General features: G+C 73.9%; 16 protein-coding genes. 7 read left to right on the top strand and 9 right to left on the bottom strand.

Features of this window, described 5'->3' with window-relative positions:
- The first annotated feature begins 2 nt into the window (after positions 1-2).
- Both ACIRPK_RS31780 and ACIRPK_RS31775 read left to right on the top strand, forming a co-directional pair.
- Positions 3-491 carry a diadenosine tetraphosphate hydrolase gene (locus ACIRPK_RS31780; RefSeq protein WP_403044973.1) on the top strand — a complete coding sequence of 163 codons (489 nt, stop codon included), beginning with the start codon at positions 3-5 and terminating at the stop codon, positions 489-491.
- Between the two features lie 12 nt (positions 492-503).
- Positions 504-1,154 (top strand): DUF4184 family protein, encoded by a 651-nt coding sequence (locus ACIRPK_RS31775; protein WP_403044970.1) that lies wholly within the window; start codon positions 504-506, stop codon positions 1,152-1,154.
- A 41-nt stretch (positions 1,155-1,195) separates the two neighbouring features.
- Here ACIRPK_RS31775 and ACIRPK_RS31770 read toward each other — a convergent pair whose 3' ends face one another.
- On the bottom strand, positions 1,196-2,569 hold the full coding sequence (locus ACIRPK_RS31770) for a dipeptidase (RefSeq protein ID WP_403044967.1): 1,374 nt from the start codon (positions 2,567-2,569) through the stop codon (positions 1,196-1,198).
- Positions 2,570-2,726: 157 nt separating this feature from the next.
- Here ACIRPK_RS31770 and ACIRPK_RS31765 point away from each other — a divergent pair, with 157 nt between their 5' ends.
- Complete coding sequence (locus ACIRPK_RS31765) at positions 2,727-3,959, top strand: geranylgeranyl reductase family protein (RefSeq protein WP_403045056.1); 1,233 nt, start codon at positions 2,727-2,729, stop codon at positions 3,957-3,959.
- 213 nt (positions 3,960-4,172) lie between these two features.
- Here ACIRPK_RS31765 and ACIRPK_RS31760 read toward each other — a convergent pair whose 3' ends face one another.
- The 3 genes from ACIRPK_RS31760 to ACIRPK_RS31750 form a co-directional block, all read right to left on the bottom strand.
- Complete coding sequence (locus ACIRPK_RS31760) at positions 4,173-4,400, bottom strand: hypothetical protein (RefSeq protein WP_403044965.1); 228 nt, start codon at positions 4,398-4,400, stop codon at positions 4,173-4,175.
- Positions 4,401-4,445: 45 nt separating this feature from the next.
- Entirely contained in the window at positions 4,446-4,880 is a 435-nt protein-coding gene (locus ACIRPK_RS31755) for a GNAT family N-acetyltransferase (RefSeq protein ID WP_403044963.1), read from the bottom strand.
- Positions 4,881-4,942: 62 nt separating this feature from the next.
- Entirely contained in the window at positions 4,943-5,932 is a 990-nt protein-coding gene (locus tag ACIRPK_RS31750) for an ArsR/SmtB family transcription factor (RefSeq protein WP_403044961.1), read from the bottom strand.
- Between the two features lie 82 nt (positions 5,933-6,014).
- Here ACIRPK_RS31750 and ACIRPK_RS31745 point away from each other — a divergent pair, with 82 nt between their 5' ends.
- The gene (locus ACIRPK_RS31745; protein ID WP_403044959.1) at positions 6,015-7,286 is read left to right on the top strand and encodes an MFS transporter; all 1,272 of its coding nucleotides are present in this window, start codon (positions 6,015-6,017) and stop codon (positions 7,284-7,286) included.
- Here the strand turns inward: ACIRPK_RS31745 and ACIRPK_RS31740 are convergent.
- Entirely contained in the window at positions 7,276-8,070 is a 795-nt protein-coding gene (locus ACIRPK_RS31740) for an ATP-grasp domain-containing protein (RefSeq protein WP_403044956.1), read from the bottom strand. The two genes, ACIRPK_RS31745 and ACIRPK_RS31740, sit on opposite strands and share 11 nt — an antisense overlap.
- Positions 8,071-8,235: 165 nt before the next feature.
- Here ACIRPK_RS31740 and ACIRPK_RS31735 point away from each other — a divergent pair, with 165 nt between their 5' ends.
- The 3 genes from ACIRPK_RS31735 (at position 8,236) to ACIRPK_RS31725 (ending at position 10,643) form a co-directional block, all read left to right on the top strand.
- On the top strand, positions 8,236-9,000 hold the full coding sequence (locus tag ACIRPK_RS31735; RefSeq protein ID WP_403044953.1) for an enoyl-CoA hydratase family protein: 765 nt from the start codon (positions 8,236-8,238) through the stop codon (positions 8,998-9,000).
- A 13-nt stretch (positions 9,001-9,013) separates the two neighbouring features.
- A complete protein-coding gene (locus ACIRPK_RS31730; protein ID WP_403044951.1) occupies positions 9,014-9,802 on the top strand; it encodes a nucleotidyltransferase in 789 nt (262 codons plus the stop codon).
- A gap of 85 nt (positions 9,803-9,887) precedes the next feature.
- The gene (locus ACIRPK_RS31725) at positions 9,888-10,643 is read left to right on the top strand and encodes an acyltransferase (RefSeq protein WP_403044948.1); all 756 of its coding nucleotides are present in this window, start codon (positions 9,888-9,890) and stop codon (positions 10,641-10,643) included.
- Positions 10,644-10,658: 15 nt separating this feature from the next.
- On the opposite strand, the gene ACIRPK_RS31720 is transcribed toward ACIRPK_RS31725, so the two are convergent.
- The 4 genes from ACIRPK_RS31720 to ACIRPK_RS31705 form a co-directional block, all read right to left on the bottom strand.
- Positions 10,659-11,420: a class I SAM-dependent methyltransferase gene (locus tag ACIRPK_RS31720; RefSeq protein WP_403044946.1), complete on the bottom strand. Its 762-nt coding sequence runs from the start codon at positions 11,418-11,420 to the stop codon at positions 10,659-10,661.
- 139 nt (positions 11,421-11,559) lie between these two features.
- Positions 11,560-11,790 (bottom strand): hypothetical protein, encoded by a 231-nt coding sequence (locus tag ACIRPK_RS31715; protein WP_403044943.1) that lies wholly within the window; start codon positions 11,788-11,790, stop codon positions 11,560-11,562.
- Between the two features lie 186 nt (positions 11,791-11,976).
- Positions 11,977-12,831, bottom strand: a complete 855-nt coding sequence (locus ACIRPK_RS31710) for a carbohydrate-binding protein (protein WP_403045054.1) — start codon at positions 12,829-12,831, stop codon at positions 11,977-11,979.
- Positions 12,832-12,974: 143 nt separating this feature from the next.
- Positions 12,975-13,862, bottom strand: a complete 888-nt coding sequence (locus ACIRPK_RS31705; protein ID WP_403044941.1) for a helix-turn-helix domain-containing protein — start codon at positions 13,860-13,862, stop codon at positions 12,975-12,977.

The following is a 13,862-nucleotide window of genomic DNA, read 5'->3' as shown; positions in this document are numbered from 1 at the left end:
GGATGACGGAAGACTGGCGGGACGACCGGACCGACTGGCGGCACGACCGGATCGGCGCTGCCCTGCGCGGTGAGAACCCCACCGTGCTGCGGCGGCTCACCGCGGGCTTCGCGGTGATCGGCGACGTGCAGTTCCTGCCGGGCTACGCCGTGCTGCTCACCGACCGGCCCGAGGTGCAGCGGCTCTCCGAGCTGACCCGCCCTCAGCGCACCGCCTTCCTCGCCGACCTGGACCGGCTGGGCGAGGCGGTCGAACGCGCCTGCCGCCGGCTCGATCCGGCCTTCCGCCGGGTCAACCTGGAGATCCTCGGCAACACCGACGGCTTCCTGCACGCCCACATCTGGCCCCGCTACACGTGGGAACCGGCCGAACTGGTCGGCGGCCCGGTCTGGTTCCACCCCCGCACGCACTGGACCGCCCCCGAACACGCGCTCGGCCCGCGCCACGACCCGCTCCGGCGCGCGCTCGGCGAGGAGCTGGACCGGCTCTGACAGGATGGCCGGGTGCCCTTCACCCTCAGTCACCCGGCCGCCGTGCTGCCGCTGCTGGACGGCGCCAGGGGTCGCGGTCCGCTGGTCGCCGCCGGGCTGGTGGCCGGGTCGATGGCGCCGGACCTGCCGTTCTTCGCCGACTCGCTGCTGCGCGGCTGCTACCGCTTCGGCGACGTCACGCACCGCTGGTGGGCCGTCCCGACGGTGGACGTGCTGATCGCGGGCGGCCTGACCTGGTGGTGGTACGGGCTGGTCCGCCCGGGGCGGTACGAACGTGGCGGGTACGGCTGGTTCGCCGTCTCGGCCGCGATCGGCGCCGCCACCCACGTCGGCTGGGACTCCTTCACCCACCAGGGCCGGGCCGGGGTCCGCGCCTTCCCGGTCCTGACCACCGAACTGGCGGGCTGTCCGCTGTACACCGTGCTCCAGTACGGCAGTTCGGCGGCCGGCCTGGCCCTGCTCGCCCCTCGCCTGCCACCCGCCCCCGAACTGCGCCGGGCCACCGTCGCCGGTCTCGCCCTGGCCACGGCAGCCGGCGTGCTGCACCGGCTGGCCCGCCGGGAGCGCGGCCTGATCGCCGAGTGCTGCTTCGGCGCGGGCGCGGGCCTGGCCGCCGGGATCACCGCTTACGCCCTCGCCGGGCGGTCCCGGCGAGCCCGGTGACCAGGCCGGAGTCTCCCCGGGTCCCCGGGCCAGGGCCCGGCTCAGGCGGGTGAACCGGTCTTCAGGGCGGCGTAGTTGCGGAGGAAGAGGGCCTCGGTCAGGGCCATCCGCTCCAGTTCGGCCGGATCGACGCTCTCGTTGACGGCGTGGATCTGGGTGGTCGGGTCCTCGACGCCGATCAGGATGATCTCCGCGTCGGGGTAGAGGGTGTGCAGGGTGTTGCAGAGCGGGATCGAGCCGCCCTCGCCGGAGGCGACCATCGGGGTGCCGAACGCCTCCTGCATCGCGGCGCCCATCGCCTCGTAGGCCGGGCCGGTGGTGTCGGCGCTGAACGGGCTGCCGCCGCCGAGGCGTTCGACCTCGGCCCGGGCGCCGAGCGGGACGGTGGCCAGCAGGTGTGCCTCCAGCGCCTCCTGGGCGGTCTTCAGCTCCATGCCCGGCGGGATCCGCAGGCTGACCCGGGCCCGGGCGGTGGAGTGCACGGAGGAGGTGGCGCCGATCACCGGCGGGGCGTCGATGCCGAGCACCGTGACGGCCGGGCGGGCCCAGAGCCGGTCGGCGACCGAGCCGGTGCCGGTCAGCGCGGTGCCGTCGAGCACCTTGGCGTCGGCCCTGAACTGCTCCTCGGGGTAGGCGACCCCGGACCAGGTCTGATCGGCCCGCAGGCCCGCCACGGCGACGTCGCCGTGCTCGTCGTGCAGCGAGGCGAGCACCTTGACCAGCGCCTGCAGGGCGTCGGGTGCGGCGCCGCCGAACGCGCCGGAGTGCAGGTTGCCCGCCAGCGTGGTGACGGTGAGCGCGGCCTCGGTGATGCCGCGCAGGGTGGCGGTGACGGTGGGCAGGCCGGGGGCGAAGTTGCCGGTGTCGCCGATCACCACCACGTCGGCGGTGAGCAGCTCGGGGTGCGCGTGGGCGTACTGCTCCAGGCCGCCGGTGCCCTGCTCCTCCGAACCCTCCACGATCACCTTGAGCCCGACCGGGTAGCCGCCGTCCGCCTGCCGCAGCGCCCGCAGGGCCGTCAGGTGCATCAGGATGTTGCCCTTGCAGTCGGCCGCGCCGCGCCCGTACCAGCGGCCGTCCCGCTCGGTCAGCTCGAAGGCGGGGGAGTGCCAGCCGGACTCGTCCAGCGGCGGCTGCACGTCGTAGTGCGAGTACAGCAGCACCGTCGGCGCGCCGGCCGGGCCCGCCAGTTCGGCGTAGACCGACTGTGTGCCGTCCGGGGTGTCCAGCAGCCGAACGCCCGTCAGACCCTCGGCGGCGAGCGCGTCGGCGACCCAGCGGGCCGCCTTCTCGCACTCCTCGACCGGGAACTGCCGGGGATCGGCGACGGACTGGAAGGAGACCAGCTCGGCGAGCTCGGCCTTGGCCCGCGGCATCAGGGACCGGACGGCCGAGGCCAGGGACTGCTGAGTCATCGGTTCACTCCGGGGTGTGCGGATGAAATGGCGGTGTTCGGACGGCTCGATCCTAGGCCGGGCCACCCCGACCCTCCGGGACTGGCTACGCACCTGCCCGTCGGCACTAGGATTGCTGTCCGTGACTGACTCCGGTAGCTCCCACGGCCAGGACCGTATCGACCCGCCCGCCGCGCCCGGGCCGGACGCTGACGAAGTGTCGGACGGGCCAGACCCGTTGGCGGGCGTCTGGGACGTCGTGGTGGTCGGCGCCGGTCCGGCCGGGTCCTCCGCCGCGTACGGCGCGGCCCGGCAGGGGCGGCGGGTGCTGCTGCTCGACAAGGCCGAGCACCCCCGCTACAAGACCTGTGGCGGCGGCATCATCGGCCCGTCGCGGGACAGCCTGCCGGACGACTTCAAGCTGCCGCTACAGGACCGGGTGTACGCCGTCACCTTCGCGCTCGACGGCCGCTTCACCCGCACCCGGCGCTCCAAGCGGATGCTGTTCGGCCTGGTGAACCGGGACGAGTTCGACCTGCGCCTGGCGCAGTCGGCCGAGCAGGCTGGCGCGGTGCTGGTCACCGGCGTCACGGTGGCCGGGGTCGAGCAGCCGGCCGGAGCCGGCCGCACGGTCACCGTCACCACCTCCGACGGCCGCCGGATCGAGGCCCGCGCGGTGGTCGGCGCGGACGGCAGCGCCGGCCGGATCGGGCGGCACGTCGGGGTGACCTTCGACCAGATCGACCTCGGCCTGGAGGCCGAGATCCCGGTGCCCGACCAGGTGCTCCGGCACTGGCAGGGCCGGATCCACCTCGACTGGGGCCCGCTGCCCGGCTCGTACGGCTGGGTCTTCCCGAAGACCGAGTCCGGTTCGCTCACCGTCGGGGTGATCTCGGCGCGTGGCGACGGCGAGGCGACCAAGGGCTACCTGGCGGACTACATCCGGCAGTTGGGCCTGTCCGGCTTCACCCCGAGCATCGAGTCCGGCCACCTGACCCGGTGCCGGGCCGAGGACTCCCCGCTCTCCCGGGGCCGGGTGCTGGTCGCGGGCGACGCGGCCGGTCTGCTGGAGCCGTGGACCAGGGAGGGCATCTCGTACGCGCTGCGCTCCGGCCGGCTGGCGGGCGAGTGGGCGGTCAAGGTCGCCGAGGCGGACGGCTCGGCGGACGTCCGTCGGCAGGCGCTGAACTACGCCTTCGCGATCAAGGCCGGGCTCGGGGTCGAGATGCGCGCGGGCAAGGTCATGCTGGGCGCCTTCGAGCGCCGCCCGCACCTGTTCCACGCCGCGGTCTGCCTGGTCGGCCCGGCCTGGCGGGCGTTCGCCCGCACCACCCAGGGGCACACCACCTTCGCCCAGATCATGCGCGACTACCGGGCGGCCCGTCGGCTGGCCTCGATCGCGTCCCGCTGACGCCGGTGGCCTCCTCCCGTCCGGGAGGAGGCCACCGCGCTCCTGGCGCACGGGTCGGCTCAGACCGACCGGCACATGGTGGGCGGATGAAGGAGCGGCGTCGGGGTGCGTGACTCGGCGGTGCCGAGGAGGGAGTCCCTGCGGAGCATCGGCGACCGACGAGAAGCCGGCGAGGTGCGGGCCCCGGCGCCGCCCATCAGGTGCCGGCCGGTCTCAGTAGCCGATCGCCTCGTACAGGCCGGTCTCGCGGTCGCGGAACAGCCGGCCCGCCTTGCGCAGCTGTTCGAGGTCGCGGCGGACCGTGCGCGGGTCCGGCTGCTCGTGGTACGTCTCGCGCGCGCGGGTCCAGTCCCAGCTGCCGCCACCCTTGCGCATGGCCTGGAACAGCTGCTCCCTGCGTTCGTTCGCGGACTTCGGTGCTTCGGTGTGCTCGTCGGTCATGACGTCATTCTCTCGTGCCGGAGGGTGTGCCCGCGCCCGCCGGGGTCAGGCCAGCCGCAGATCGACGTACGGCACCGTGTCACCGGGCAGCAGATACCGCTCGATCTCGACGAAACCCCGCGCCTCGGCGAACCGCAGGCCGTCCGCGTTCGACTCCAGCACCACGGTCTCGATCACCGCCGGTCCGAGCGAGCGCGCGTACGCCAGGAGGTGCGTGTACAGCCGCGTCCCGATCCCCTGCCGCCGGTAGGCCGGAAGCACCCGGGCGATGACGGTGGCCGTCCCCTCGGTGGGCGGCCGCACCGTCGAGCAGCCGACCAGGGTGTCGCCCAGGTACGCCACCTCGAGGCGGTTGCGCCCGGCCCGTTCGCGGACCTCGGCCGCCGTCAGCGGGTCGGTCGGGATGATCAGGTTGTGCACGTGCCGCCAGTCCCGAAGACCGGCGTCACCGCTCACCGGCTCGAAGCGAAGATCGTTCATCGCAGCAGGAGACCGCGCCCCGCCCGTGGCGTCAACCGCCTTTCGGGCCCGGGGCGGCCCGGTCAGCTGCGGAGTTGGTCGCCCAGGGGGCTGCGGGCGAAGAGGACCAGGCGGCCGCTGCGGGTGCGGGTGACCAGGCGGGTGGTGTGCAGGACGGTGAGGTGCTGGCTGACGGCGCCGGGGGTGACGCCGAGTCGGGCGGCGAGTTCGGTGGTGGAGGCGGGCTCGTCGAGGAGGGCGAGCAGGCGGGCCTTCGGGGCGCCGAGCAGGAGTTCGAGGGCCTCGGGAGCGGGCGGGGGCTGCGGCGACGGGGCCATGGTGGCCTGGCCGCGGGTGGGGTAGACGATCGACGGCGGGTACTCGTCGCTGATCGAGGTGACGGCGCCGCGGATGAAGCAGCTGGGGGAGAAGACCAGACCGCGCCGGGCCACCACCACCTCGGCGTCGCCGGTGGCCCAGTCCCGACGGATGGTCAGCACGCCGTCGGCCCAGTGCAGCCGACCGTCCAGGTCGGCGAACAGGGCGGCCGCGCCGCGTTCGGCGAGCATCCGGGCCCGGTGCACGATGTCGGCCTGGAGGGCCGAGCGGGCCCGCGGCCACCAGCCGGGGGCGAGGCAGCGGTCCCAGTACGCGGCGAGGGCGTCGGCGATCTCGGTCAGCAGCGCGGCCGGATCGGCGGCGAGCCCGGCCGCGAGCAGCGGGGGCAGCCGCCGGTCGTGCGGCAGGTGGGCCCGGGAGAGCTCGGTCGCCAGCCGCTCCGGCGGCAGGGCCCGGACCAGCGCGAGCTCGCTGCGGAAGTCCGGGAAGGGGGTGGCCGGACGGGGCGTCAGGAAGTCCGGGACCCACCGGTTGGAGCCGACCAGGGAGCGGAGCAGTCCGGCCTGCGGCAGGCGTTCGAACTCCGGCCTGATCAGCTCGAACCAGGCGGTCTGGGCCGGGTGGTAGGTGCCCGGGTGGGTCCACATCCGCAGGCTGAGCACGGTCTCCTGGAGCGGGGAGCAGGCGAAGGCGGCCGAGGCCAGGTCGTCCAGTTCGAGCTGGAAGCGGTGCATTCGCCCTCCTCTGGGCCTGAGCAGGCGTCAGGCATAGCCTAAATGAATACCGGCGGCGGCCCTCCGGCGGTGTGATCAGCCCATGACCCCCACCATCGAGGCCACCGCGCCCACCCCTGCCCGGAACCGGCTGCTGCACCCCGACCCGACCGTCCGCCGGCTCGCCCGGATCACCCTGCTGAACTGCCTGGGCAACGGACTGTCGATGACCCTCGGGGTGCTGTTCTTCACCCGGGTGCTCGGCTTCGGCGCCGTCCAGGTCGGCACCGCGCTGACCGCCGCCGGACTCTGCGGGGTACTGGCGGGGGTGCCCGCCGGGCGGGCCGCCGACCGGTGGGGGAGCAGGCGGGTGCTGGTGGTGCTGGTGGCCGGCGAGGCGCTCGGGGTGGCCGCGTACACGCTGGTCCACTCCTACCTGCTGTTCGTCCCGCTGGCCTGCCTGGTGATGGCCCTCGACCGGGGCTCGGCCGCCGTCCGCAACGCGCTGTACGCCGAGGTGCTGCCCGCCGACCGGCGGGTGGCCGGGCGGGCCTACCTGCGGGTGGTCACCAACGTCGGGATCGGCGCGGGGACGGCGGTCGCCGCGCTCGTCCTGCACGCGGACAGCCGGGACGCGTACGTGGCGGCGCTGCTGGCCGACGCGGTCAGCTTCGCGGTGGTCGCCGTGATGTACGCGGCCCTCACGGTGCCGCCGCGGGTCAAGGCGCCGACGGTGCCCGGCGAGCGGACCGGGAACCCGGCGCTGCGCAACCGGCCGTTCCTGGCCGTCACCGTGCTGAGCGGGCTGCTCTGCCTGCAGTTCTCGGTGCTTGAGGTGGGTGTGCCGCTCTGGGTGGTGGAGCACACCGAGGCGCCCAGGGTGGTGGTCGCGGTCTCACTGATCGCCAACACCGTGCTGGTGGCGCTGCTCCAGGTCCGGGCCACCCGGGGCACCGAGGAACCGACCGCCGCCGCCCGGATCTTCCGCCGGGGCGGGCTGCTGATCGCCGCCGCCTGCCTGCTGATCGGCCTGGCGCACGGCCTGCCGGGCCGGCTGGCCGCCGTGCTGCTGATCGCCGGGGTGGCCTGCCAGACCTTCAGCGAGATGTACTGCCAGGCGGCCGGCTGGGCGCTCAGCTACGACCTGGCGGGCGACGGCCACCACGGCTCGTACCAGGGGGTCTTCAACGCCGGGCTGTCCAGCGCCCTGATGTTCGGACCGGTGCTGATCACCACCGTGGTGATCACCAACGGCCTGCTCGGCTGGATCCTGCTCGGCGCGCTGATGCTGGCCGCCGCCGTCGCGATGCCGCCCACCGTCCGCTGGGCCCAGCGGACCCGGCCGGACGCCCCGGTGCCGGCGGTCAGCCCGTGACGACCGGCAGCTGCCGGCAGTACGGCCGGTCAGCCGCCCGCAGCTCGCCCAGCGGACCGGCCGCCCGGAGCACCACGTCCAGCACCGCGACCGGGTCGCAGGCGTAACCCCCGCTGGCCCAGGCCGGGTTGGCCTCCACCACGGCCCAGCCGCCGTCCGCCAGCAGGCCGACGTCGACCACCACCGCGCTGGGCAGCCCGGCCGCGGTGGCCGCCAGCAGCTCGGTGGCGAACGCGGTCACCTCCTGGCGCAGCGGGTCCTGGGCCAGCGGCGCCACGTCCAGCTCGCCGTACACCGCGTACCGGCTGCCGGTCCGCACCGTGCCGTCCAGCACGAACAGCCGGTACTCCCGACGGAACGTCACCACCTGGCTGACCAGCACCGGCTGGTCGTCCGGCAGCGCGTCCGGGCCGGGCAGGCCGGAGCCGTCCGGGTAGACCCGGGCCGCGAACACCTTGTCGGACGGCGGTTTGCAGAAGGCCGGCCGGCGCAGTGCCCGGGCCTCGGCGAGCGGCAGCAGCTCGACCGAACGGCGGGTCAGCTCCCGGGGCAACTCCGCGAGCCAGCCGGGCAGTTCCTCCAGTGCGGCGACCCCGAGCCGCCGGCCGACCGCGTCGGCGTACAGCGGGCCGCCGTACAGGTGCACCAGCGGGGGCACGTCCTGCGGCGGGCGCCAGCCGGTCGCGGTGCGGGCGGGCAGGCCACGGGCGTGGGCGGCGGTGAGCAGCTGTAGACCGGTCTCGTTGATCCGGGGCGCGAGCAGCAGCAGTCGGTCGGTGAACATGAGGCCCGATGCTGCCGCAGCCGCCCCCGCCGGGCCAGCGGGTTTCGTCGGGCGACCCTGGCCGGGCCTCTGGCCGGGAGGTGGCTGGGCATGTCAGAGTCCTGTCCGGGCGGGCTCACCGGTCCGTTCCCGAGCCACCCTCAGCCGGAAAGCAGGAGTACCGCGATGACCCGCGAGGTACCTTTCGTCCGCGTCGCCACCACCGATGCCGTGACCACCCTGGAGCTGGACTCCCCGCACAACCGCAACGCCCTGTCCAGCAGGCTGATGGCCGAGCTGACCCGGGGTCTGGCCGAGGCGGCGGCCGATCCGGCGGTGCGGGCGGTGGTGCTCGGGCACACCGGCAAGGTGTTCTGCGCCGGGGCCGACCTGACTGAGGCGACCGGGGCGGACCCGACGGTCGGACCGCGCGGTCTGGTGGACCTGCAGCGGGCGATCGTGGACTGCCCGAAGCCGGTGCTCGCGCTGGTGAACGGGCACGTCCGGGCCGGTGGGCTCGGCCTGCTGGGCGCCGCCGACCTGGTGGTGGCCGGTCCGCTGTCCACCTTCGCCTTCACCGAGGTCCGGCTCGGCCTGGCGCCGGCCGTGATCTCGCTGCCGCTGCGCCCCAAGCTGGACCCGCGCGCCGCCTCCCGCTACTACCTCACCGGTGAGACCTTCGACGCCGCTGAGGCGGCCCGGATCGGTCTGGTCACCGAGGCGGCCGACGACCCGTCAGCTGCCGCCCAGGTGCTGCTGGACGCGTTCCGGCTGTGCTCCCCGCAGGGCCTGGCCGAGAGCAAGCGGCTGGCCAACGTCGAGGTGGTGGCCTCGTTCGAGCGGGACGCGGACGAGCGGGTGGACCGGTCCGCCCGGCTGTTCGGCTCGGCCGAGGCGCAGCAGGGCATGCGGGCCTTCCTGGAGCGCCGCCCCGCCCCGTGGGCGGAGTAGTACCGTACCGAGCATGATCGACAAGGGGCTGGACGACCAGGGTTTCATCGCGCGGGAGGGCTCGCTCGACCGCGTGCAGCCGGAGTTCGGCCCCTTGGTCGAGGCGGCCCGACGGGGAATCGCGGACACCTTCGGCCCGGACCGGCTGCACAGCGGCTACCTGTACGGCAGCATCCCGCGCGGCACCGCCCGCGCGGGCCGCTCCGACCTGGACCTGCTGCTCGTCCTGCACCGGCCGCCGACCGAGGCGGACCGCGCCGACGCGGCCGCCCTGGAGGCCGCGCTGGACGCCGGGCACCAGGTGGTCGACGGTGGCGGCATCCTGCTCTTCGACACCGCCACCCTGCTCAGCGAGCTCGAACGGTACGACCTCGGCTGGTTCCTGGCCTGCCTGTGCACCCCGCTGCTCGGTCCCGACCTGGCCGCCGAGCTGCCCCGTTACCGGCCGACCTCGCTGCTGGCCCGGGAGACCAACGGCGACCTCGCGCTCGCGCTGCCCCGCTGGCGCACCAGCGGGACCGACCCGCGGGCCCTGAACCGGGCGGTGGCCCGACGGCTGGTCAGGACGGCGTTCACCTTGGTGATGCCCCGGTGGGGCGGGTGGACCAGCGACCTCGCCCGCTCCGCCGAGATCGCCGGCTCCTACTACCCGGAGCGGGCCGGGCAGCTGCGCACCGCCGCCGAGGTCGCGCTGGCGCCGACCGGGGACCGGGCGGCGCTGCGGATGTTCACCGAGGAGCTCGGGCCCTGGCTGATGGCGGAGTACGCCGCCGTGCACGGGGTGAAGGCGGCGCGGCCCTGACCCGTCCGGGAGGACGGTCCTGAGCAGGTGTGACCTTGCTCCCTCCCGGTGTTACCGACCGGTCGGGACCGATAGCGTGGGACGCATGCCGAACGCCAGTTCACTCCTCGCCGCAGTCCGCACCCGAGGCCGCCGGGTGGCCGGGCGGCTCGTGCACCGGAGCTGGACCTGGGTGCAGGGGGTCGGCGCGGTCTCCAACCAGAGCCCCGGTCCCTACCGGTTCCGCGAGTTGGGGGACGGCACCAAGCTGGCCTTCCCGCTCGGGACGGTGTTCAACGAGCAGTGGATCACCATCGGCCCGTTCGCCATCATCGGCGAGCGCGTCACCATCTCGGCCGGGTTCGTGCCCGGGCTGGACCTGGGGGACGAGCCGATCGTGCGGATCGGCGGCGGGTGCGTGATCGGCCGGGGCAGCCACCTGGTCGGCCACCAGTCGATCACCCTCGGGGACGACGTCTGGACCGGCCCGTTCGTCTACATCACCGACACCGCGCACTCGTACCACGACACCGGGCTGCCGATCGGCAAGCAGTGGCCGCGCAACGAGCCGGTGGAGATCGGCTCCGGCAGCTGGATCGGCACCGGCGCGGTGATCCTGCCCGGCGCGAAGCTGGGGCGGAACGTGGTGGTGGCGGCCGGTTCGGTGGTGCGCGGCGAGGTGCCCGACTTCGCGGTGGTGGCGGGCGCCCCGGCGAAGGTGGTGCGCAGCTGGTCCGAGGTGGACGGCTGGCAGCCGCCGTTCCGGCATGAGCCGCCGAGCGCCCTGCCGGGGGACCTGACCGCCGATCAGCTCCGGGAGCTGATCGGCTGGGACCTGCGGCTGCCCGGCGAGGGCAGCTGACCCCTCGGCCGGGGCTCAGGCCGGCCGACGGGCCTCGATCAGGGACCGGGCGGAGTACGCCACGAACGGCCCCTCGCGCAGGATCCGCTCGTGCAGCTCACGCAGCCGGTCCCGGTACTGCTCGACGGTGAAGCCGGGGACCATCCAGATCACCTTGCGCAGGAAGTAGATCACCGCGCCGATGTCGAGGAACTCCGTCCGCAGCCGCTCGGAGCGCAGCTCGACGATCTCCAGCCCGGCCGCCTCCGCCTGCGCGCGCTCGTCGTCGGGGTGCCGGCTCCGGGACACCTCGGCGGGCAGCGGCCCGAGGAAGTACTCCACCAGCTCGAACACGCTCGCCGGGCCGACGTGCTGGGCCAGGTACGTCCCGCCCGGTCGGAGCACCCGGTGGATCTCCGACCAGTACGGCCGGACCGGATGACGGCTGGTCACCAGGTCGAAGGCGCCGTCCGCGAACGGCAGCGGCGGCTCGTCCGGAGCGGCCACCACCACCGCCCCGAGCGGGTGCAGCAGAGCGGTGGCCTTCGCCACGTTCGGCGGCCAGGATTCGGTGGCGGCCATCACCGGGGGGAACTTCCCGGCCCCGGCCAGGACTTCACCGCCGCCGGTCTGGACGTCCAGCGCGGCGGAGACCCCGGCCAGCCGGGCGCCGATGGTGCGCTGGTAGCCCCAGGAGGGCCGCTGCTCGGTGGCCCGGCCGTCCAGCCAGGAGAAGTCCCAGCCGTCGACGGAGACGGATTCGGCCTCGGCGACGAGGTCCTCGAAGGTGCGTGACATATCGGCATCATCGTGGCATTACGGGTGTGGGGCAAACGGTTTTGCTCCCGTCGGAACCGCTCCGGGGCATCGTGTGCCGGGCCCGGCGACGCGTCCGTCGCCGGGCCCGCTCACCGGTGCTTCCAGGTGTCCGCCCGGATCAGCGGAGCACGACGGAGAGGCGGGCCGCACCCGGGGCGACGTCACAGAAGTAGTTGACGGCCTCGCCCCGGTTCACGTAACCCTGGCCCGCTGCCTGGCAGCTGGCGGCGTCCGGGAACATGCCGATGTAGGTGTAGCTGAACGCCTGGGCCGCCGGTGCGGCGATCAGTGCGCCGGCGGCCAGTACGCCCGCCACTGCCATGCCGGAAGCCATCTTGCGAAGTGCCATGTCGGTACCTCTCCCCTCGGACGAGAGCGCCGGGGTCCACGTCCCGGTGCTTCGGGGAGGAGCCTCCTCCGTTTGCGAACGCCGTGCAATTGGTTGAGACCAATTCGGCTGGAAGATGCATAACCCGTGGTGGCGACGTGGTCGATCTTCACAACTTCGGCTGAACGATCACTTGCCGGCAGGCCGTCACAGTCGCCGCCAGAGGGCGGGCACGTTCGGCGGCTCCCAGCCGGTCATCGCGGTGTGGGCCTGGAGGCACTGGTACGAGGCGCCGCCGTAGGTGACCCGGTCGCCGGCCCGGTAAGCCGTGCCCGGGGCCCAACTGCCGCCGGTGGGCGTGGGGGTGGGGGAGGGCTTCGGGGTGGTGGTGGGGCTGCCGGTCGGGGACGGGCTGGGGCTCGGGGTCTGCGGGACGTTCAGGACGAAGTCGAAGGTGCCCTCCTTGCCGGAGCCGATCTGACGGACGTTCATCAGCAGCCGGGCGTCGAAGATGGTGTCGGTGCTGTTGCGCGGCTCGCCGGGGAAGTACAGCTGGGTGGTGAGCACCGGCCGGTTCGGGGCCTGGACCTTGACGTGGAGGTGCCGGGTGCGACCCGGGTAGAGGCCGGGCACGATGGTGCTCAGGCTGAACGCGCCCTGGGCGTTGGTGAACTGGTGGCCCCGGAAGGCGAATCCGGTGTTGTCGTAGGCGCCGTTGTCGTCCGCCTGCCAGAAGTCCAGCAGGACGTTGGCGATCGGCAGGCAGGCGGAGCCGAACACGTACCCGCTGACGGTCAGCCGGGTGCCCGGGGTGCTCGCCGTCACCAGCGAGGTGCGCAGCGGGGAGTTGGGCTTGAAGTACGGGCCCTCGGTCTGCGGGACGGTCGGGTCGTCACCGTCGTCGCAGTCGGGGGTGAGCTCGGGGGCGGTACCGGTGCCGCGCCGGTCGCGGGCGAGAGCGCTGCCGGCGCCGAGCAGCAGCGGGGCGGCGCCGGCCACGGCGACCGCCCGCAGCAGCGTCTTGCGGCTCAACAGGCTTTCGAAGGGCTGTGGTTCGTGCATCTGGGGTTCGTGCACCTGGGGTTCGTCCTGCTCGGACACGGAGGCTCCTGGGTGGGGGAGGACATGGCCGCCGTGGGGGTGCGGCCATGAGGGGCTCATGACAGCCGACTGGGCCGGGAACGGCGAGGCGGTCAGCAGTGAACCTATGGGCCCTCCGGCCGGGCGGCGATGGACTCCAGCCGGGGATCGTGGTGATTTCCTCCGGCGCTGCCCCGGAACTCCCCGGGGGTCATCCCGGTCTCCCGCCGGAAGAACCGGCAGAAGTACGCGGGGTCGCCGAACCCGCACTCCTTGGCGATCTGCCGCACCGTCAGATCAGTTCTGGCCAGCAGGAGTTTGGCCGTCATGGTCTGCTGCTGCCGGATCAGCCGCCCGGGCGTGCGGCCGGTGGCCTGCTTGACCAGCGCGTGCAGATGGCCGGTGGAGACCCCCAGCTGCCGGGCGCAGTCGGCCACCGAACGGCCCGGTTCGGCGATCAACCGGCGGAAGGACGCGACCAGCTCGTCCGTCCGCCCCGGCGCCACCGGGCCGGCCCCCGGCGCCGAGGCGCGCAGCGCCCGGACGATCAGGATGTGCAGGTAGGACCGCAGCACCCCGGCGTAGCCGTCCGCCAGCGCCCGGTACTCCCGCTCCAACTCGTACATCAGGGCCGGCAGTTCCCGGTCGCCGCCGGTCAGCCGCAGCCACGGCCGGGCGGCCAGGGTGCGGAGCGCCGCGACGTCCTCCGGGTGGGAGAGCAGGAAGTCCTCGTTGAAGAGCAGCACCTGCCCGGTGAGGCCGTCCACCTCGTCCCAGTAGTGCACCTGGCCCGGCGCGATCACGCACAGGTGCGGCGGGTCCAGCGGCCAGTGCGCCAGGTCGACCACGTGCGTGCCGCGCCCGCCGGTGACGTGCACTATCTCGTAGAAGGTGTGCCGGTGCGGAAAGCCGGCCCTGGACAGCTCCCCGATGGTGTCGAAGGAGCCGATGGCGAACGGCAGCACGTGCGGCTCGGGCACCATCAGCCCGTGGACGGGGAAGTCGATGCTCAT

The organism is Kitasatospora sp. NPDC101801, assembly GCF_044766665.1.
Classification (GTDB): domain Bacteria; phylum Actinomycetota; class Actinomycetes; order Streptomycetales; family Streptomycetaceae; genus Kitasatospora.
This window is presented reverse-complemented; position numbering and strand designations above follow the sequence as displayed.

Coding starts and splice junctions, on each gene's coding strand:
- ACIRPK_RS31715 (WP_403044943.1), bottom strand. CDS start 11,790: ATGGCACTTCGCAAGATGGCTTCCGGCATGGCAGTGGCGGGCGTACTG.
- ACIRPK_RS31720 (WP_403044946.1), bottom strand. CDS start 11,420: ATGTCACGCACCTTCGAGGACCTCGTCGCCGAGGCCGAATCCGTCTCC.
- ACIRPK_RS31735 (WP_403044953.1), top strand. CDS start 8,236: ATGACCCGCGAGGTACCTTTCGTCCGCGTCGCCACCACCGATGCCGTG.
- ACIRPK_RS31760 (WP_403044965.1), bottom strand. CDS start 4,400: ATGACCGACGAGCACACCGAAGCACCGAAGTCCGCGAACGAACGCAGG.
- ACIRPK_RS31745 (WP_403044959.1), top strand. CDS start 6,015: ATGACCCCCACCATCGAGGCCACCGCGCCCACCCCTGCCCGGAACCGG.
- ACIRPK_RS31725 (WP_403044948.1), top strand. CDS start 9,888: ATGCCGAACGCCAGTTCACTCCTCGCCGCAGTCCGCACCCGAGGCCGC.
- ACIRPK_RS31750 (WP_403044961.1), bottom strand. CDS start 5,932: ATGCACCGCTTCCAGCTCGAACTGGACGACCTGGCCTCGGCCGCCTTC.
- ACIRPK_RS31740 (WP_403044956.1), bottom strand. CDS start 8,070: ATGTTCACCGACCGACTGCTGCTGCTCGCGCCCCGGATCAACGAGACC.
- ACIRPK_RS31730 (WP_403044951.1), top strand. CDS start 9,014: ATGATCGACAAGGGGCTGGACGACCAGGGTTTCATCGCGCGGGAGGGC.
- ACIRPK_RS31770 (WP_403044967.1), bottom strand. CDS start 2,569: ATGACTCAGCAGTCCCTGGCCTCGGCCGTCCGGTCCCTGATGCCGCGG.
- ACIRPK_RS31755 (WP_403044963.1), bottom strand. CDS start 4,880: ATGAACGATCTTCGCTTCGAGCCGGTGAGCGGTGACGCCGGTCTTCGG.
- ACIRPK_RS31710 (WP_403045054.1), bottom strand. CDS start 12,831: ATGCACGAACCACAGCCCTTCGAAAGCCTGTTGAGCCGCAAGACGCTG.
- ACIRPK_RS31780 (WP_403044973.1), top strand. CDS start 3: ATGACGGAAGACTGGCGGGACGACCGGACCGACTGGCGGCACGACCGG.
- ACIRPK_RS31705 (WP_403044941.1), bottom strand. CDS start 13,862: ATGAGCATCGACTTCCCCGTCCACGGGCTGATGGTGCCCGAGCCGCAC.